The sequence below is a fragment of the Bradyrhizobium sp. LB13.1 genome (assembly GCF_054056815.1).
The window spans coordinates 6879481-6898823 of the sequence record NZ_JBSRYQ010000001.1; the positions used below are offsets into that span (position 1 = coordinate 6879481).

General features: G+C 58.2%; 18 protein-coding genes and 2 pseudogenes. 4 read left to right on the plus strand and 16 right to left on the minus strand.

The features are described from left to right. Positions 1-166 precede the first annotated feature (166 nt). Positions 167-502 (minus strand): hypothetical protein, encoded by a 336-nt coding sequence (locus tag ACVWYI_RS33235; RefSeq protein ID WP_456664231.1) that lies wholly within the window; start codon positions 500-502, stop codon positions 167-169. A gap of 915 nt (positions 503-1417) precedes the next feature. Here ACVWYI_RS33235 and ACVWYI_RS33240 point away from each other — a divergent pair. Beyond that, positions 1418-1594: a hypothetical protein gene (locus tag ACVWYI_RS33240; protein WP_456664232.1), complete on the plus strand. Its 177-nt coding sequence runs from the start codon at positions 1418-1420 to the stop codon at positions 1592-1594. A gap of 182 nt (positions 1595-1776) precedes the next feature. On the opposite strand, the gene ACVWYI_RS33245 is transcribed toward ACVWYI_RS33240, so the two are convergent. Beyond that, positions 1777-2043 (minus strand): hypothetical protein, encoded by a 267-nt coding sequence (locus tag ACVWYI_RS33245; RefSeq protein WP_456664233.1) that lies wholly within the window; start codon positions 2041-2043, stop codon positions 1777-1779. A 282-nt stretch (positions 2044-2325) separates the two neighbouring features. On the opposite strand from ACVWYI_RS33245, the gene ACVWYI_RS33250 reads away from it, so the two are divergent. Beyond that, entirely contained in the window at positions 2326-2583 is a 258-nt protein-coding gene (locus tag ACVWYI_RS33250; RefSeq protein ID WP_456664604.1) for a DUF3551 domain-containing protein, read from the plus strand. A gap of 179 nt (positions 2584-2762) precedes the next feature. On the opposite strand, the gene ACVWYI_RS33255 is transcribed toward ACVWYI_RS33250, so the two are convergent. The 3 genes from ACVWYI_RS33255 to ACVWYI_RS33265 all read right to left on the minus strand — a co-directional run bounded on the left by ACVWYI_RS33255 (position 2763) and on the right by ACVWYI_RS33265 (position 3926). Then, the gene (locus ACVWYI_RS33255; protein ID WP_456664234.1) at positions 2763-2972 is read right to left on the minus strand and encodes a hypothetical protein; all 210 of its coding nucleotides are present in this window, start codon (positions 2970-2972) and stop codon (positions 2763-2765) included. A 488-nt stretch (positions 2973-3460) separates the two neighbouring features. Then, positions 3461-3673 carry a hypothetical protein gene (locus ACVWYI_RS33260; RefSeq protein WP_456664235.1) on the minus strand — a complete coding sequence of 71 codons (213 nt, stop codon included), beginning with the start codon at positions 3671-3673 and terminating at the stop codon, positions 3461-3463. After that, a complete protein-coding gene (locus tag ACVWYI_RS33265) occupies positions 3621-3926 on the minus strand; it encodes a hypothetical protein (RefSeq protein ID WP_456664236.1) in 306 nt (101 codons plus the stop codon). Before ACVWYI_RS33265 ends, ACVWYI_RS33260 begins: the two co-directional genes overlap by 53 nt. 692 nt (positions 3927-4618) lie before the next feature. Here ACVWYI_RS33265 and ACVWYI_RS33270 point away from each other — a divergent pair. Continuing rightward, positions 4619-5509: a hypothetical protein gene (locus ACVWYI_RS33270; protein WP_456664237.1), complete on the plus strand. Its 891-nt coding sequence runs from the start codon at positions 4619-4621 to the stop codon at positions 5507-5509. 46 nt (positions 5510-5555) lie between these two features. Here ACVWYI_RS33270 and ACVWYI_RS33275 read toward each other — a convergent pair whose 3' ends face one another. The 11 genes and pseudogenes from ACVWYI_RS33275 to ACVWYI_RS33325 form a co-directional block, all read right to left on the minus strand. Further along, a complete protein-coding gene (locus ACVWYI_RS33275) occupies positions 5556-6359 on the minus strand; it encodes a DUF6602 domain-containing protein (RefSeq protein ID WP_456664238.1) in 804 nt (267 codons plus the stop codon). After that, positions 6335-6550 (minus strand): hypothetical protein, encoded by a 216-nt coding sequence (locus ACVWYI_RS33280; protein WP_456664239.1) that lies wholly within the window; start codon positions 6548-6550, stop codon positions 6335-6337. The genes ACVWYI_RS33275 and ACVWYI_RS33280 overlap by 25 nt, the downstream gene beginning before the upstream one ends. After that, entirely contained in the window at positions 6508-7161 is a 654-nt protein-coding gene (locus tag ACVWYI_RS33285) for a hypothetical protein (RefSeq protein ID WP_456664240.1), read from the minus strand. Before ACVWYI_RS33285 ends, ACVWYI_RS33280 begins: the two co-directional genes overlap by 43 nt. Positions 7162-8080: 919 nt before the next feature. Next, the gene (locus ACVWYI_RS33290) at positions 8081-9655 is read right to left on the minus strand and encodes a porin (RefSeq protein WP_247352201.1); all 1575 of its coding nucleotides are present in this window, start codon (positions 9653-9655) and stop codon (positions 8081-8083) included. A gap of 650 nt (positions 9656-10305) precedes the next feature. Beyond that, positions 10306-10497 carry a transposase gene (locus tag ACVWYI_RS33295; RefSeq protein WP_456664241.1) on the minus strand — a complete coding sequence of 64 codons (192 nt, stop codon included), beginning with the start codon at positions 10495-10497 and terminating at the stop codon, positions 10306-10308. A 277-nt stretch (positions 10498-10774) separates the two neighbouring features. Then, a pseudogene (locus tag ACVWYI_RS33300) lies at positions 10775-10989 on the minus strand (IS110 family transposase); the annotation flags it as partial. 160 nt (positions 10990-11149) lie between these two features. Next, on the minus strand, positions 11150-12865 hold the full coding sequence (locus ACVWYI_RS33305) for an arylsulfatase (RefSeq protein ID WP_247352203.1): 1716 nt from the start codon (positions 12863-12865) through the stop codon (positions 11150-11152). Between the two features lie 357 nt (positions 12866-13222). Beyond that, a pseudogene (locus tag ACVWYI_RS33310) lies at positions 13223-14142 on the minus strand (formylglycine-generating enzyme family protein). Between the two features lie 165 nt (positions 14143-14307). Next, positions 14308-14841 (minus strand): HdeD family acid-resistance protein, encoded by a 534-nt coding sequence (locus tag ACVWYI_RS33315; protein WP_247352207.1) that lies wholly within the window; start codon positions 14839-14841, stop codon positions 14308-14310. Between the two features lie 150 nt (positions 14842-14991). Continuing rightward, on the minus strand, positions 14992-16641 hold the full coding sequence (locus ACVWYI_RS33320) for an arylsulfatase (RefSeq protein ID WP_456664242.1): 1650 nt from the start codon (positions 16639-16641) through the stop codon (positions 14992-14994). Positions 16642-16887: 246 nt separating this feature from the next. Beyond that, positions 16888-17841 (minus strand): helix-turn-helix domain-containing protein, encoded by a 954-nt coding sequence (locus tag ACVWYI_RS33325; RefSeq protein ID WP_456664243.1) that lies wholly within the window; start codon positions 17839-17841, stop codon positions 16888-16890. A gap of 331 nt (positions 17842-18172) precedes the next feature. Between ACVWYI_RS33325 and ACVWYI_RS33330 the strand changes: the two genes are divergently transcribed. Further along, positions 18173-19174: a SphA family protein gene (locus ACVWYI_RS33330; RefSeq protein WP_247352212.1), complete on the plus strand. Its 1002-nt coding sequence runs from the start codon at positions 18173-18175 to the stop codon at positions 19172-19174. The last annotated feature ends 169 nt before the right edge of the window (positions 19175-19343 follow it).

Sequence of the window (19343 nt, forward strand, 5' to 3'; positions counted from 1 at the left end):
CCCCTTCGCCGGGAGTCATGTGCAATAGAAAGGAATTCTCGCCGTATCGAAAAAGCGTGTCACGCGCTTGGCACTCATTCAAAGTTTGGACGTCGAGAAACGAATACTCCCGTGTTGCGACAAGCCTCATCTCGCGGGCCTCCCAACCTCATGGCTCCATGTTCAATTAAGTCGTTATCACTACCTGAGAACGGCCAGCGTTCTGCAAAGCCGGGCCAACGTGCTGAACCATGCAGCGGGCTATCTCGACCGAAGCCGTCAATTCCTCCGCTTGCCGAATGACTTGGCCAATACAGGGATCATCCTTAAAGTCCGACAGTATAACTCGAACGCATCTGTTGGTGAGATCGAGGATCCATAGCGCGCCACGTATGTCGTCTTGAGTGCGCAGGTTTGCTCCGTGCAGCTCGGACAATACAGTTGTGAGCCGTTGAACTCGAATAATGGCGGGATGCACCGCAGGATGCTCTTGGCCGCGCCGGAAATTGATCACTTCGGACATCGTTGTCCTCTGAATGATTAAAATATGGGCGTAGCATGATGGCAATCATTTAACTTTTCGATAAGAAGTCTGTCGGTATTCGGCAACTCCTGCATTTCAGAACGCGATTAGAAGCTGCAAACCTGTTTCTGCCTGCTGCGCTTTAAGTTCCAACGCTTCGCGATCTGGGCCGGGCGGCAACGATTTGGCTTGTTCCCGCAGCCGCTCCACCTCGGCGACCAGCCGTTCTTTGAGGGTACCCGCCTGCTTTAATTATTCGACGCCCCGGCATTGGATCATCCGAGAAGATGGGAAATGAATGATCGTTCCATGAAGGGAACAATATCCAGAATGGCGGTCCTCGCAAGAGCTAGGAGCTGGCATAGGACTGTGCAGCGGTACCGGCGGCCCAACGGAAGGAGGTCTGAGGCGTGCTGTGCGGTCGTGCCTAAAGGAGCCTGCGGGACCGCTTCGCGAGCCTTGCGAAGGGGCACCCTCGCGCGAGCGTTGGCTTCGTAGCTGAGCGCGCCGGAAGCCGCCGCGAAAGCGGTCCAACATGGCCAGCGCCAGAAGGTGTTTCCGTCGTTAGCAGCCATCCCTTCGTGCTCTCAGGCGGCAAGAAGCGGTCCTGAAACACGATCGCGGGCGAGGCGACATTCGGCCGAAGCAAACCGAGCGCATGATCCTGCTCAGCGAAACGGAGCTGATCATGAGCAGGATTTGGACAACCGCTTGGGCTTTAGTCGTCGTTGCTGTTGTACTTGTTACCGCCGCTGCCCTTACCCCTCAGCGGATTGACAGGACCGAACTGGGCTACGGGTGGCAGTGCCGTGGCAATATGTTCGCCACCACCTGCGCCAAGTCCGTGGGGTGAACCCTGCAGATAGCTTGGCGTTCATCGCGCGGCGCGCTCTCCTCTCGTGGTGGGGCTCCGCGATGACCGAGAACGAATTCCTTTTCTACCCGCTGGACACTGGAGAAGACCCGGTCTGCCTCGCCTGCGGGAAGACGATGGTCGTTGCGGGCGTCGAGGCTCGGGAGGGGAACCCGGATTTCATCGCCTTCCGGTGCGAGAACTGTGGTCGCACGGAGAAATTTATCTGCGAGGAATGAGGGTCGGCAACGGCCACAGGAAGCCGGCAGGCGGGCTTCAACAAAGCTCCCCAGCCGAACAAGCGACTTCAAAGATCAAGAACACACAGCCACGATCCCAAGGCGAAGATCGCGTTGCTGCTCCAGTGCCGCCGATGCGAGCTCGACCTGCAGGTAGACAAGGAAAAGCCCGGACTGCTTGGTTAGTCGTTGTCGTGATGGATAACTTCTTTTTCTCTACTGCCGTCCTCATTCTCTCTCTTGATGACGGTCGTCCTGTCAGTGTCCCGATGCTCGGGCTCCCTGATCACAGTTGTGCGATCCCGATCAACGGGTCGGCGCTCGTGCGTTTCGCCAACAGTAACGCCTCCGCCCACTGGACCGGCCTGAACACCAACCCCAACTTCATCAGCAACTACGGGTGTCCCGATCGCACTCGCGAGCAGTGCAGCAAACAAGTACTTGCGCATCCCATTCTCCTTCAGCTTTCTGGGTGCTTGAAGAATGTCGGACGGCAGCAACTCGTTCCCAAAAGATTTGGCGTCAATCCTCCGGGAACTGGTGGACAACGAGCAGCGCGCCGATGATGGACACCGTGACGTCGATCACCGCCACCGTGTTTCATCTGGTGATCAGGCCCTTCTGCTGACGTCTTCATAGCCCGCGCGGCGCTCTGGCCTGTCTTGACCGACCTGCCTGTTGGTGCGTCTATCCGGCTCCCAAAGATGATCGACGTGAAAATGAGGCGAGCTATGCGCAAAGTGCTACCGTGGCTATTGCTTGGCGGCGCGGCAATCTCTGCAATCGTCCCCGCCGCAGCGCAAACCTACGATCCCAGCTATCCGGTTTGCCTGCAAAGATGGGTCTGGGGTGGCAGCACATATTTCGAGTGTAAGTTTACATCATGGGAGCAGTGTCGAGCGGCGGGGTCGGGACTTTCGGCCATGTGCTTGGACAATCCCTATTGGTCGCAAGGGTATTCCAGATCGCCCCGAGGCCGCGCTAGGTAAATGATGTTGCCTTTCTCTGTACCCGCGTGCTTGTTTCGGACGACCGGCGCGGGATAATCCGAACACGCCTTGCCTCGGTGGCAGGTTGCCGATGCAGGTTGATCACTCGGAAGAGCCAGAGGATGCGGCTGGTTGTGAAGCTCCAGAGTTTTGCAACGGAGAACACGGGGCTGCCGACCCTACTCGACCTCGATCATGCGCTCCTTGGTGGCGCGCAGGCTGCGAAGGTAATAGCCTCGAGCCTGAACGGCTGACCTGATTTCGTCGCTGACCTTGAGAACTCGTTTTCTGCTCTTGCGCCACTTATGTGCAGAGTAAATCGCGGGTACGCCAGAGCCCGTACTTAGAACGAGCAAGTCGCGCTTGCCATTGCGATAGACATCAAACACCGTTCGCCCCCGCTAGTTACATAGATAAACACGAAATATGTTTCAGTGGTCTCTCGACCAGCTTAATGTCTCGAATGGCTTTGCGGGTTGTAAATGTGCAACGCCAGCCCGGATCATTGCCAGATCGAAGCGCACGGCCTGATGCCGTGGCAAGTCCGCCGTGCTTTGCCACATGAGCGCTTTGAGTGCACCCTACGGGAAGTCAGAGCGCGTGGGACAGTGCGAGCTGGCGTTACGAATGCAGCGATGCGGCGTCAGCGGGCATCCGAATGCAGTCGCCGCATGCGAGCCCGAAGCCGAGCAGCCCTTGGGGCCGCGAAATCCAGCTTGCTTTGAAGTTGTGACAGGCAAACAGTGTCCGCAGTTGTCGAATGAGCGTAACAGAGGCTGCGATGATTGGCTGGAGCGTGGCCCGGCGTGTCGCGATGCTGTTGGACGCCGTCGTGCTCGGGCCGCTGTTGCTGTTTGCGCGGTGAACAAAGGCGAAGCTAACGTGTTTTCGGGCCAGCCAAGAACCTCGACAGCAAATCCTGAAGATAGGCGAATGTGCCGACGCCGTCCTGTGATTGCTGCTCCAGCAGCGCTGCCATGCCAGTCGTGTCTTCCAGCTTGAGGTTTTGCCGCGACCGATGCGCGACCATGCCGCCTTCAGCGTAGGGAAACCACTGACCGTGAACGACCTTGACCCGCGTGTCGTTCATCGATCGACAACTGACCGATCAGTTTCTTGAGCAGCTTTTTCTCGTCTTCGGTCTTGAGGATGTTTGAATAGACCGACGTGACAGCCGTGCACAGCAGGGCGAAGTCGTGCGTGACAATGGCATCCATGTAATTCAGGTCGAGCTTGACTGCCTGAGCGAGGTAGTATCGCAAGGTCCACTCAACCGATGCAAATTGATGGATGAATCGCCCGATGGCGCGGTAGGTTGCCTCTCGCGTGGCGTCTTCGTCCATCCAGTGCGACCACGGTGGCCTCCGCCTTTGATCAGTGACCTTGTCGTCCTATGGACTGACGACAGGAAGATCGCGACCACGATCATAGACTGCTGCCCAAAGCCGCTCTGGATATAGCGCGGAATCACCCTTCGCGTCGGCAATTATCTTGGCCACTTCGAACGCGAAGTCGCTGCCGTATGGAGGGTGTCTACGAATAACCCGATAATCTGTCAGGACCTCGGACGTCGGCGCTGCCATTGCCAGTGTGAGCCTACGGGCATATGTTCACTGCAAACTCATTTGCCTTGGCTGGAAGCATGCCCCCTTGATCGCGCAATATCTGAGAAATCATTCGTTCGGCCTTGTCGGCGTCAACTCGAATTTCCGCCATTTTGGCCCCCAATGCTCTTTTGCGAATCGCGAGCCATCACGATCGCACAATGCAGGGTAGCGCCGCGAGGATGGAGACCTTTGTCCCGGTTATTCACAGGGCTATTTGGATCATCCTCACTGCATCGTCTGAGCCGCCGCCACGATCTCGAATGTACTTCACCACGAACGGCGGCAGCGCCTTTACCTATTCGGCTTCGCCGACCCGCTGTAGACATGTTCGATGGCCGTTCGAGATCATCTTGACGCAGCAACTGGTCAAAGCTTACTCAGGGTTGTAAGCGTGAACCGATATTCGCGCACGGTCTGGGGGGTGCAGGATGGCGGTGAAGCCTCGTTTAAATCTGGACGCATACAAAGCTGCTAACGAGTTCATCGAAAAGCAGTTGCGTCGTATCTACTTCGTTTGGGCAATCGGCATTGCCGTCGGCGTTGTGCAGGTCAAGCTAGACAGCGGCATTTCATATCAAGGGGTGTCTGTCGCGATACCAAGCGCCGAGAAGCTGCAGGGCCTCATCTACTGCATCTGTCTCCTGATATATTTGGCAACGGCTGGCATGGCACTGATTATGGCCATGCAGTTCATTGCAATCGAGAAAGATCAACTGCGGACGTCGATCTACCGAGCATTGGGCAGCAAAAAAACGTTGCTTGGCCTCACGAAACAGCAGCACGAGATGCTACGTCTGCAGGCGCTGGCCTATCTCATTTTCGCTAGAGTCGTAATCGGCGGCGCGTTCCTTCTTCCTTTAATCCACATCGTTTTCCTGCAGCAGCCCACCTTGGTCGGTGGCCTCGATCTAGTTTTCCACACCCAGTCGCTCACACCGGATGGCAAGCTCGTTCTTCATAGCCCGATTGTGCTGGCGCTGACGGCATGTTTTGCGGCGGTGTGGAGCGGGATATTGAATGCATGGCTCCTGAAGAGCGAACCGCGTTTTTGGAACAGAGCCGTTAGCGTTTGCATGTTCTCGATCATCACACTCACCGGGGTCGATTCAGTCGTTCGCGGCATTTCGATCAGTGATGCATTCGGACGAGTCATCGCCGCGCAGATCATTGTCTATATTTTGTGGATTGCGCCCAGAGTTTTTCTTTCTCCTTTCATGCTGTGGCTCGACACACGGATCGGTTGGTATCGGTTCAAGGGGTATCTAGCGAAACGACGGGCGGAAAAAGCAAAGGCTGCTGAGAAGAACACAGGCGGATAGGGTGAATGCGCCGAGCTGCGTGATGGCCTAGGGAGCAAGTGGGGGACTATGATGAAGGCATCGACGCACTGCGATCCGCTGGCCCGAACACCAATCGGCGCACGGGCATTTCAGCGGTGAGGCGCTGCAGCAAGCCATGAGTATCAATGCCTCTGAGCTTGATCCCACTAAGCATCGTCTGCAGATACATGATCCAGACGGCGACAGCATTTTCGGTCTCCGCGATCACATGGTTTGTTCCAATTAGTGCGGGCTGCGCCGACGTTCTCGCAATGTAAATGAACTTGCCCGGAACAACGATGTAGTCGATTGCCACATCGAGCTTCAACATGTCCAAAAGCGTGTCCAGCGCAATCTTATTGTCGAAAGCAAAGACACCGAACAGCGGGACGTTATAGGACTCTCCGATTTTCATGCCCGGCCCCGCCTCGACTCGGACGTAGGGCAGCAGTTGCGCTGCATTCGTAATTTTTACAGCGCGTTTCATGGAACGGTATTTCTCAATTTTTCGAACGCAATCCTTCAACTCAGCAATGGTTAGAGTCGATTTGCATTCAATTGCTCCGAAACACGATTCGAAGGGAGCTAAAATCTTGCCCGACCCATCGCTGAAGATCGGCGAGAAGACGGAGTCGTAAATGATGAGATCGACCTCGCCGGAGTTAGCTCCCGCAGAGTCGAACATTTCTCCCTTGGAAAAACCGAAATTAGAGGGCATAACTCTGCGAAGATATTCGCTGACCGCGCTTTCTCGCGAGTCGCCCGCGTTTCCGCGATGCTCAAATACAGTGTCGTACTGCGCAACCAGAGAGCCGCTGAACTTCATCAAGGCCTCGGCAAACTTGTCCATTGTTTTTTTCCAGTTCTTGCGCTGATCGCTGTATCGGGCCGAGGCGTTTCGCGGCGGAGGATGCTCATCAGCTCACCGGGCGCGCAGATTTCAAATGGATGCTTGGTCTCGGTATCCAGCAGGCCCCTGTCGGTCGCAGCAAAAGCGATCACTGCGAACGATTGACGAAAGGTGGCGAGGAACATTGCCATGCGGTCACCCTCCGCCAGCCGCCACTGATATGCGAACTGATCGGATACTTCGAACTTTCCTTGACGCAACGTGCTCGGCGGCAACAGGTGCTCAAAAACGCTCTGGGGAAACGTACCATCGAGGCGGTCAACATTTGAAAACCACCGCGCAACAACGCCACCAGACTTCGGCAAAACTTTTTTTGTAGCGGCCCATCGGTACGAAGCAAGCCACCATTTTGCTTTCGCCATCCTGCAGCCGTTTGCAGTTCGCGAGGGATGTGCATTTCCTGCAGCAGTCCGGGAATGTTGTTATTGACGGCCGAAAAGATGCTCTTCATCTCCGCACGGCCCGCGTCCGTTCCTGAATCGGGCATGGAACGGCCGAGCATAGCTGCAACCAGATCAGCGTGCTTAGTGCCGCCGTTGCACGGCTCGCAACTCCCGAATTCAAGTCCTTTTGGACGTTGGCGCTGCGCGAACATGATGATCGGCGGAACGTGGTCAACAGTCGTCGCAGGTAGGTCGCCGCCGCAGTAGATGCACCACGGACAACCGTCCAGTACGGCGGCGTGCGCGCGGCGCTTCAGATTGCTCTCGCCCATCAACAAAAAGACCCCTTGGCGACTCATAGGAGATCGTAGCGTGCCCGTTGCGCCCGCCGCCAGACTTGGGCTTGATAGGCATTCATATAATTTTCTCGCAGCCGGACCGTCGCCGGATCGCGACACAAATGTGGACACAACAGCCACAGCACGTTGATATGTCTAAGCTTTTTGTGCCTACACTCTCCCTGCGCAGTGGCTTTACGGCGTATGCCGTGCTCTCCCGGGAGCCGAGTTCCTGTTGGCCTCCCTCGCCTTCACGAAAGTCGCGGACACCGCGCCGGTTGACGCGAATGCCGCCTCCGCAAAGGCTTGACCGTAGCAACGACGGCCAGGACCACACGGTTTTGCCGTACGCACGGCTCGCTTGTCGCCACCGGTTTCGACGACGTTGTGCACGTTGCCGCCGACCTGATGACGAGACGAACCTGACAGCGCCGCTCGTCGGCACGAAGTTCTGGGCTCACGGAGAGCAATCCGCCCTGCCCGCACTTTCGCGCCCGACGCTGCCGCGTCCACCGCAAGCCCGGCTCTACGACCATCACGACACATGGTCGCCCCTCAAGGGTGAGCCGGGATGGGCGACTACATACGCCAAAACCGAATTTCGGTAAAGTGGAATATTTTTGCGGGGAGGGATTGACGGGGTGACGGGTGTTTTGCCCGACGGGTGACGGTTGGCAACGCTCAGAATTTTGGAGCGTCCGAGTGCCACCGGACAAGCGCATCCATGTTCAGTCGCATTTCGTTTGCATTGAACAATTATCAAGCCATACCGAGAAGCTTAGCCGAGAAACTGGTTGAGAGACGTTCGTCTCACCTTTGCTGGGTGGAGAGCCAGTTTAGGCTGTCCCGATTCTCACCCGCTGCCGGAGGCATCAAAAATGCAAAGAACCCCCGGCAGTTTCCCGCCGGGGGCCTTGGAGGTCAGGTCGTTAGACCAAACTTACCAGTTGCGCTGAGCGCGGAGCAGCACGCTGACGGTGCTCTGATCCTTCAGCTCGTAGGTGGCACCCGGCTTTGCGACGAGTGGCGCAGCGGCAGGCGTGGTGATCGTACCAGCGTACTTCTGGTCGAGCATGGTGTAGGCCACGTCCGCCGAGAAGGTCAGATTCTTCACCGGGGTCCAGCGGGTGATGAGACCGACCGTGCCGAGGTTGAAGTCCGGGTTGCAGGTGGTGATGCCCGCAGTGGCTGCGCCCAAACCGAGGAGAGCACCGCAGACGAGAGCCGAACCGCCGTTGCCGTACTTCAGCTGAGAGTACGAACCGTAGATCGCGGTGTTCCAGAACGCATCCCAGTTGTGGGTGAAGGCGCCACGGAAGCCCCAGCTCGTAACCGTGGAGATGCCGGTTCCGTTGGCAAACACACCGTCAGCAGCGCCGGCAAGGCCAATGCTCTGATAGGCACCCGCCAGGCCGGTACCGCCGAACATTGCATAGTTCTGCGAGGCCAAGCTCTGGAAGTTGTAGCGGGTCGCACCGTCCGTGTAGACCGCCTGCACGTTGAGCGTGTCGCCGGCACCAGTCGGGATGTTCTTGATGGACAACGCCGCCTGCACAGCATATCCCCACTTGTCGCCCGGGTGACCGGCCGCTTCGGTTCCCGCAATCGCAGCCGCAGCGGGCAAGCCAGTGTAGTACCCGACGTGGTTGTCATGCGCCGCGGCGGACAACTGGAACAGACCCCAGGCCTGGTCAACGCGGATCATACCCTGGATGTCAGGAGACCGGGTGCCACCGAAGGCATTGATGCCGTAGCCGCCCGAACCAAAACCCGCGACCGAAACGCCGGCGCTGGTGTTGTACAGGTTGCTCTGATAGTAGGCAGTCGGGTCTACCGCCGAAATCGCGGCCGTGATGCCCTGACCGAAGTCAGCGGTGTAGGTGAACTGGTTCACACCAGTGACCGTGCCGCCGCCACCCGTCAGACCGTCGAAGTTGTTGCCCGGATAGTTGGTCCAGGGAGCGTCGAACTGCGCGACGGCCTTACCCATGGTGAAGCCGGCGAACTGGATGAAGGCGTAGTACACGCCGAGCGTACCGCCAGCGATCGCGCCTGCGTTGGCATTGTTGGGTGCGCCAACGCCCGTGCCGCCGAGCTGCGAGTAAACGGTCGCGCCAGGAGTGGTGCCGCTGCCCGAGTACGCATCCGTGGTCCACGAGAACACCACATCCGCGAAGGTACGAACCACGCCGTATTCGGTCGCGGTGCGCGTGTCGACGTTGAAGTCTTCACGGGCGCGAGTGACGTAGTAGTTCGTCAGACGGTTCTGAGCACCTTGGGTGCTGCTGAAGTTACCGTTGAAATCGGTCGCGTTGATGGCGACTTCGGCGCGCAGATAACCACCCAGCTTGATGCAGGTGTCAGTGCCCGGGATGTAGTAGAAACCGGCACCATAGAGCGAACAGATCCTCACGTACTCGACCGCTTTGGCCTTTACGGGAAGATCAGCCGCTTGTGCTCCCCCAACGGCGAGCAGTGCTGCCGCGGAACCGAGCAAAAGGCCCTTGAACTTCATGTTAACCTCCAGTTGAAGCCCCGTACAATTGCTCGTACAAAGCCGTTTGAGCTACCCGCAAAAACACGTCGAAATTCAACGCGTCCCTGTAACGATGGTCTACTTCAGTGAAAGACCTAAACGGGACGACCTTGGGATGCCCCCCTCCGTCGCACTCACGATAAGAAGCGAAGACCTCCGATCAATCAATGACAGACTGCCTTTGTTGAGGCCTGAATGGCGCGTTTTTGGACGGATGTTGCACAAATATCACTTTTTGCTGAACGGCTACTTTTCACCAATACCTTGATAATACTTACGAAATACCGCCGCTTGACGAGAAGTGCTCGGGGCGTGATCTCGCGCTGGTAGGAGTTCCCCACAGCCTCAATTCTCTCTCTGCGGCTGATCATCTCGGGGAATCAGCCCGACCCCAAGGCCTTGCGCCTTTCGAACGAGGGAGTTTCTTGCGAGGGAGTTTCTTGGCGGAGACCCGAGGCTTTGCCCGAGCGACGCGGAGTCACTGCTCGGGCGGCTGATCTGAGCTAGAGCGTCACTCTTCTAATCAGGACTTCAAGGAGAACCTTCACTTGCAGCGTTGGGCGAAGCAGCCATGTGTTCGGCCTTCTCGTGCGGTACTCATGACCGCTGGCCATAATGCCCTCCGCTGATCAGGTCCCGATTAAAAGCACGCATTCATAGCGGATCACGGCGAGTGCGCCCGCCGTGATCCGGCTGCCCAAATTGCGATCGCCTTGCTTGCTGATACTGCCAAGCTTGTCCTTGCCCCCACTGGAGTTCTGCTTCGGCACGAGCCCGCTCCAGGCCGAGAAGTCCCGCCCCGATCGGAAGGCCACTGGCATCGGCAACCCGCAGGGGTGTCGAACAGCTGTTGGCGTCGCCGATCCAGCTGACTGCCGGGTCCCGGAGGTTGCCCGCGCGTGTCTTGCGTATCTCGGCAGTCAGTTGCGGACACTGAAGGCTCAGATCCCGGAGTTCGCAGATCCTGGAGTTCGATAGGCGCATTATTGCTTGGCATCGATCAAAGGCGACAAGCAAGCGACTGGATGCGATCCCTGGCATCGGTTCAGCACCGGCAACGGCGCTAGTCGCGAGCGAGTTGATGACGGCAGTCTGCTAGCGAACGATGAGATGGCGCACGCGATGAAGCATCAGACAGCTCTGTTGTTCGATCGTCTTGCTCGCCACGAACCGCATGTTAGGCCTTGTGGCCGCCTCGCAAATAGCCTCCGCGTCGGTGCTGTCGTTCTTCTGCCGCTTGACGTGGGGCTTCACATGGACGGAGGCATCAGTTGGACCGTATGCCCCAGGGCCTGCAGCCGGCGCGACCAATAATGCGAGGACGCACAAGCCTCGATCCCCACTGGGCACGCGGCATCTTCTCAAAGAAGGACGGCACGAAACGGCGCTTGAGCTGAAGGCGTACGACCACATGGAATGACGGGTGCCTCGCTATCAGGGCACCCGTCCGAAGTTGATCAACCAAAGTTCATTCTACCTGGCGATTGCAGCTTGGGCCGCGGCGATCTTCGCCTTCACGGCCTCAAGATTGAAACTCGCGCCTTTCTGCATCGGCGGAAACTCGATCGCAGTCATCGCCAGCTTTTCAACCTGTTGTTGAACAAATACGAAGCGCCAGAATTCGTATTTGAACCAGTCGAAGTATTGCTGCGCACCTTCCTTGGTCCCGTTGTTCGGCCAGCCCGTGCGCTCGAACGGATCGAGGCGCAGGTTGGTTATGTAGGGTACATCCGGCTTGCTTTTGTCACCCAACCAGCCCCCAGGCTGGTCGATGAACCGAAACTTGTAGTCATCGATGCGCACCGCGCCGAGCTCGCTTTCGCCGAAGTACCAGATCTCGTGCCTTTTCGACGGCCCCTGACCGGTGATCATATCCATCTGATTATAACCATCGAGATGGCACTTGAACGTGGTTTCGCCGATCTGCTTTCCCTTCTTCAATTCTTCGACGATGTTGGGATTGCCCGCGGCAGCAACAAGCGTCGGGAACCAGTCGAGGCCGGAGATGATGCCATTCTCGACCTTGCCCACCGGCACTTTGCCGGGCCAGCGGATCATTGCTGGGACGCGGAAGCCGCCTTCCATCACCGTGCCCTTGCTCTGCGCGAATGGCGTCTGTCCGCCATCGGGCCAGGTGAACACTTCGGTGCCATTGTCGGTCGTGAAGATGACGATGGTGTTGTCGTCGACACCCATGTCCTTGAGCTTCTTCATGACAATGCCGACGTCATCGTCGAGTTGCGCCATACCGGCTTCATGGATCGTCCAGCCGTTCTTGGAGTTGCGCAACGCCTGATATTTCGGCGACAGATGGGTGACGATGTGCATGCGGGTCGGGTTGAGCCACAGGAAAAACGGTTTGTTCTCGGCCTTCGCTTTATCGATGAACGCCAGCGAGAGGTCGCGAATTTCGTCGTCCACAGTTTCCATTCGCTTCGGGTAGAGCGTTCCGGCGTCCTCGATCCTCTGCTTGCCTACCTTGCCCCAGCGCGGATCTACCGTGGCGTCGTCAACGCTGGTCGCATATGAATGAATCATATTCCGCGGACCGACGGTGTTCAGCAGATCCTGCGGATAGGCGGGATGGGCCGGATCTTCCATCGCATCCAGATGATAGAGGTAGCCAAAGAATTCGTCGAAGCCGTGCACGGTTGGCAAGAACTCGTTCTTATCGCCGAGATGGTTCTTGCCGAATTGGCCGGTCGCGTAGCCCATTCCTTTTAGCGCCTGAGCGATCGTTACGGCCTGCGCCGGCAGGCCTGTGGGAGCGCCGGCTTGGCCAACGGTCGTCATACCGGTGCGGATCGGCAGCTCGCCAGTGATGAAGTTGGCACGACCGGCCGTACAACTCGCCTCGGCGTAATAGTCGGTGAACAGCATGCCTTCGGCGGCGATCTTGTCCAGGTTCGGTGTCCGGCCGGCCATCATGCCGCGGTGGTAAGCGCCAAGATTCCAGATGCCGATGTCGTCGCCCATGATGACGACAATGTTGGGCTTTTGTCCGGCAGACGCAGCTGCGGGTGCTGTCGTCGCCTGCTGCGCTTGGGCAGGGCTCGTCAACCCGACGGCTGCGAGTGCCGAGGCCGCGACGAGAGAGCTGCCGCTCAATAGCAATTCGCGGCGTTTCAATCCTGCGCTGCCTGGCCCGGTAGCGAGCTCTGACTTTTCTGACGCCTTTTTGTCGCTCATGACGATTCCCTTCCTGGTGAGCACGTGAAGCCGAATGACGAGAGCGTCGGCTCGAGGCGGCATGACTCGGCCGGGCAGAGCGACAACAGTATGCGCAAGTACTGCAAGTACTGAAGGCTCTCCACCTGACGAATGTCGACCGTCGCAAGTACAGTTTGTGAGCCGACGCACTAACGAAAATGACCCACGACCCATCCTGGCGGAGTTTCTAGGGATCGACTATGCGGAAACGGCAACCGCTCCAATTGCGAGTCCAACCCGATCATGCGGATGGCTTAGGGGCTGTGCAGGATCGCTCCGTTGCGGAACGAGGTCGCTGAGATGGGTAGATGGCAAGCTAGGCGTTGATCTTCCTCATCAGGATTTTCTCCTGGAGATGCACCGGAATCCAACATGGCTCGCAGACGTATCGATCGGCTCGGCATGACGGGCTGCCGGGCGATAGCGTCGGCAGTAGTTCGGCGCACACAGATGTGAGCCTCCCTTGAGCACTCTCCGGGGAATGCTGATGTTCGGGGTGCGCGGGTCGTAGCTCCCGCCCTCGGCGCCTCCGCGCGGATTCTGCGGAACGCAACAAGCTTTCGGCGCATCGGCATCGTGCTTCGCCGAATACCAGTCGGCCGTCCACTCCCAGACGTTGCCGATCATGTCATAGAGGCCGTAGCCGTTCGGCGGAAACGCGGTCACCGGCGAGGTACGTTCGAAGCCATCGGCTGCGAGGTTCTCGTGCGGAAAATTCCCTTGCCAGGTGTTGGCCATGTGTTTGCCAGCAGGCGTCAGTTCGTCTCCCCACGCGAACTCCGCGTCGCTCAAGCCCCCGCGCGCGCGGCGAATTCCCATTCGGCTTCGGTCGGTAGTTCCTTCCCGGCCCAGTTTGCGTAGGCTTCCACGTCGCGCAAAGCGACGTGAACGACGGGGTGATCTTCCAGCCCACGGATATTGCTGTGACGTCCGTAGGGCCGTCGCCAGTTGGCGCCGAAGGCGAATGTCCACCACTCCCCCCAGTAACGCAGGTCCACCGCCTCTTTGGGCGGAGTGAACACAAGGGAGCCTGCTTTGAGCATCCGCGGCAATGCGTTTGGATAATCCTTCGCGTCGGGAGTGATCTCTGCGAAGGTGACGTAGCCGGTCGCGTTGATAAACTCGCGGAACTGGCGATTGGTTACAGGCGTCCGGTCCATCCAAAAACCGTCCACGGTAACGCGGTGGGCGGGCGCTTCCTCCGGATAGTGCTTGTTTGAGCCCATCCGAAACGTACCGCCTGGTACGTGCACCATCTCTATATGCGGTGAATCTTCAACGCGCCTGGGATCAGACTGGGGGAGCGAAATTCATGTGACTTCCGTCTTGCCGATCACTTCAGTAGCAGAGTGCCCAGCCTGCGCCGCGCGCACTATGCGAATTCGGCAGAATCCCGAAATCCTCGAAGCGAAGACCAAGCCTTAGCTACGAACTCGAAAGGCCAGGATTACCAATCCCGCCCCCTGAATGAGGAGCAGCGCACCAAAGACAACCGGCACGGCCAATGCGGCTGCGATCGGAGACCCTAATAGCAGAAGACCAACCAGGCCGTTGATCGCTCCCAGGATAAGCGGCCCGATGCCGCCACCCTTGAGGCCGGCAATGATCTGCAGGGCGCCCATGACAAGTCCTTGCACGCCGAGAATGAGGATAAGCACAGTAGGCACGGTCAGGGAAGCAACCAAAGGGTGCCTTAGAACGAACAGTCCAGCCAGAACGCCGACAAGCCCGCTAAGCAGGGACCATATCCACGGAGTCGAGCGATCGACGAAGACCTGAACCAGCGCAAGGAGGCCGGTGATAAGCCAGTAGAATCCCAGGAAGGTTGTGAGCGCCAGGATTGTGGCTCCGGGCTGAGTGACAAGCATAAGGCCAAGAATGATACCGGCAAAACCCTGCAGCAGGAAAACCCACCAGATGCTCGGCTGTTGCGGAAGGATAGCGATATTGGTCATGACGAGCGGGCTCCCTCTGCTAAATGGCTGGCGGCAATCGCTGCGGCTTGAGCAGCTCAGCGATGTCGAGCGCGGCTCGACGCCAGCTCACAGTATCCAAAGTGACCGGCTTTTGGGCCGGCCACCAATGTTGGATATCGGCAGGCGTCGTTACTCGCTCTGGTGACCGGACTTCTTCATCTCTGCGAGGATACCGTCGAGGTTATAGGTCTCCGGTGCCTGCATCGGAGGGAAGTCCTTGTACGAAAAGAGCTCCTTTTCCCAGAGCAGCTGGCCGAGCGGCAGGATATTCCAGTCATAGAGATAGGCCGTGCTCGGAGAGCCGATCGAACCGGCATAGCCCAGCAACGATTTGGCATCGGAGCCGACCGTCTGCTCGAATGGGTCACGCTTGATGTTGGCGACCTGCGTCCAATGGAAGCTCTGCGCTCCGAACAGCCCGCCGGTCCCGGTGTCCGGCACCATCGTGTAGTACATCTTCCAGTTCTTGTAGCGTACCGCCGATGGCTGCGCGCCGGTGTAGTAGAAGAAGACTTCGCGCGCCGACTTGTCCGTGCCTTCGAGATAGGCGCGCTGATCGACGCCGTCCAGCGTCGTCTTGACGATGCCGGGATAGCTTCCGGCCTCGATCTGCTTCTTCAAAGCGTCGCCCTTCGGGCCGCCGGCGATGTCGACCAGCGTCGGCAACCAATCAAGTGAGGACATCATTTCGCTCTTGACCGTGCCCGGCTTGATGTGGCCCGGCCAGCGAACGACCAGCGGGGCGCGCATGCCACCTTCCCAGGTGGTCAGCTTGCCGCCCTTGAAAAGGGTGGTGCCGCCGTCGGGAAAAGTGATGTTCTCGGCGCCGTTGTCGGTGGTGAAGACGACGATGGTGTTGTCGAGCTGGCCCATGTCTTCGAGTTTCTTGAGAACATAGCCGATATTGTCGTCCATCTGCTTCATGCCGGCCTCGTTGAGGCCCCAGTCCTTGCCACCGGGCTCGCCGATCATCGCCTCGTATTTCGGTGGCAGCACGGTCGTGATGTGCATGCGCGCCGGGTTGTACCAGACGAAGAACGGCTTGTTGGTCTTCTTGGGATCGTTCCGATCAAGATAGTCGATGACCTTGGCCGAGATTTCTTCGTCCACGCTTCGGGATCGATCGAGCGTCAAGGGACCTTCGTCCTTGCAGGTCTGGTTTGCTTGCGAGCCGTCTGATGATCTGCACGCAAGCACTGGCCGCGGCGGCGTCAAGCACGTCGTTGTTCGAGGATCCACGGCACCTGGGACTTCGGTGAGACCCGGGACCGGGGTTGCTTTGCACGGAGGCGCAATGCCTTGCACGGTCGGGCTCTTGTTGATGTCCGGGAAACTCACCCCCTGCATCGCGTCGAGGTGATACAGGTAACCCCAGAACTCCTGGAAACCATGCGCAGTTGGTAGCGCCTCGGGATTGTCACCAAGGTGATTCTTGCCGAATTCGCCGGTGTTGTAGCCGAGGTCGAGCAAGAACTTGGCAACGGCGGGGGTGCCAGGCCGCAACCAGGACGGGCTGCCGGGTAGCTGCGGGGGAATCATGCCGGTGCGAAGGGGATGCATGCCGGTGAAGAACGCGTTGCGGCCGGCGGTGCAGCTCTGCTCGGCATAGTAGGTCATGAAAAGCGCACCGTCATTTCCGATGCGGTCTATGTTCGGAGTCTCTCCCACCATCAAGCCGCGATGATAGATGCTCGGCTGCATGATGCCGATGTCGTCGCCCATGATGAAAAGGATGTTGGGCTTTCCGGCTGGCGCCTGTGCGAAGGCTGGCAGGGTCATCGCAGGCAAACTGACGGCCGCCAAGGCCGCCCCTGAGACCAGCATCCGTTTTAAGCTTTTAGTGATCGTCATAGCTCCGGCTCCTACTCTCACGATGTGTGAACGGCAGACTTTTCGAAGTCTGGAGGGCGGCCGCAGAAAGCGAAATGAATTGGCCGCACTCGCAGAGCTTTCCGCTTGCTGACGTGGCTAGTCTTCCAAGCTCTCTCAGATGGGGCTATGCGAATTCGGCAGAGCGCTTGTAAATTATTCCGCTTTGTCGGAAACGCGGCGCAAAGTTGACGAAGGTGTTTCACCGAAAGCGTCACGGTAGGCCACCGCAAAGCGGCCTAGTTCGGTGAAGTGATGATTTCGCGCAATCTCTGAAACACTGGCCGATTCCGGATCGGCGCAACTCAATGCGGATCGCGCCCTATTCAACCGCCGCAACAGGTAATACCGGCTTGGACTAACGCCCAGAAATTCTGCGCAGCAAACTCGCAACGTGCGCTCCGGCACTCCGATCGTGCTGCAGAGCTCGGACAGGTTCAAATGAGGCTCGCTTCGTCGCGCCAAACACTCTTCGAAGCGAAGCATGATATCGGCGTGGCGCAGCCTGGAATTCGAGAGCCCATCGGCATGCCTGGTCGACAGGCATTTGACGAGTGCATGGAGCAACTCGCGCTCGAGCAAGGCCGCACCGGCTTTTGAAATGAATTCTCCAGCCCTTTCAGCGAGCTGACACGCTTGGGAAACCAGGCCCAACAACACAGCAGTGGCGCCGTCTCCAGGAACCAAGACGTAGCCCTGTGATGGCGCTCTAATTGTTTCACCAATCAGAGTTTTGCTGCATGCGATCAGCTGATCTGGCGGCAGAGATAGCATGTACCAGTCCCCTTCTCCGACGGTTCGCTGGTGCGCTTTCTGCCCAAGGGAATGGAAAATCAGATCGCCAAAATTCAAGCCCAAGCCGCAATAGATCAGGCTCCGCGTCCGATTCGTCGAAAACGAGATGTGCACATGGGCCGGCGGCAAGGTGAGGAAAGCGATGCGCGGAAGGTTCTCTCTCCCTCTCAACACGTTCAGGCAGCCAAGATCCAAATGGGTCAGTTGCCCCTTGAACGCTCCATTCGATGTAATAAAGAGCTCGACCTTCGCCGCTCCAATCGCCGCACCGTAGGCGTCTGGACTAGCGAAAGTCGCCATTCCGTTCTGGATCATCCAAATCGTCTCGTTCGAAGACGGCCGCCGCCGCCGGCCCAGGCGGGCCCCAGCATGGTAGATCGGCAACGATCCGCCTATGCAGCTTCGGAAGCGGAATGTACTCGGTTGCGACTATTGGTTTCCTGGCTCCCCCTCGGGGCGACTGGCGCTATGCCCCAAGTGTTGCGCCGAGACATCAGCCGCCAAGAGTTTGCTGTTTTCTGCCGATTTTGCATAGCTTACGACCGAACCGCAGATAGCATAGGAGAACAAGGTACCGGGGAGCGGGCAGATGCGGCGTGATGGTTCGATCAGGGACTTCGGGCTCGGCGCGGGTACGATCTGTGCGATGCTGATCCTCACCACCCAAGTGTCCCGCGGCGACGAAAGCGGCATTTCGTTCTGGCTACCCGGCCAGATCAGCAGTCTGCCGGCGGTCCCGCAGAGCGCGCCGGGCTGGTCGATGGGGACCGTCTATTATCACACGAGTGTTGCAGCTTCCGGTTCAGTCGCTGCGGCAAGAGAGATTCAGATCGGGAGGCTCGCGCCGAACGTCAATGTCAGCCTCAACGCGAGCCTGCATGCGCAAGCCGATCTTTTGCTATTAAACCCGACCTACACCTTCGGCACACCCGTCCTTGGTGGCCAATTGGCAATGGGAGTAACGGGCATATTCGGCCGGTCGGCTGCGACCATTGATGGAACGCTGACAACCAGCGTGGGAGGATTTGCGGCAACGCGAATGGGGAGCATCGGTGACTCGATTACGTCCGTCGGCGATCTCTACCCGATGATCACGCTGAAATGGAACTCGGGCGTTAACAATTATATGACGTACATAACCGGCGATATTCCGGTCGGCGCTTACGATCCAAGTCGCATCGCGAACATCGGGATCGGTCACGGCGCCATCGATGCTGGCGGCGGCTACACGTACTTGAACCCGGCTACGGGTGTGACGCTTTCAGGCGTTGCGGGATTCACTTACAATGTCAAGAACCCCGACACGCAGGTTCAAAGCGGAATTGATTTCCATTTCGACTGGAGCACAGCGCAATTTCTTTCGAAACAGGCTTTCGTGGGCTTGGTCGGCTACGCTTATCAGCAAGTCTCAGATGATACCGGCGGACATCCACTGCTTGGCGGCTTCAGATCTCGCGTTCTTGGTATGGGGCCCCAGTTCGGATACATTTTCCCCGTCGGCGACATGCAGGGATATCTGAACATAAAGGCATACGGAGAATTTGATGCGGCGAACCGGCCGTCTGGTTGGAATACGTGGCTGACGTTTGCAATTTCCCCAACGGCGGCAACGGATGCGAAGCCGACTCGGCATCTCGTGACGAAGTAGTGATCGGGACTTCGTGACGGCTTCGCTTCTGCACGCGTCCCTTAACTCACCATCAGGCAGTTAGGTGACTTCTGCTGTTGAGCTTTGACGAAACGTCTGCCAGCCCGTTGATCGCTTCAAGGCTCAACGCGTGATTGCCTCGCTCGTTTGTGTCTTGCGCAAGCCTCGC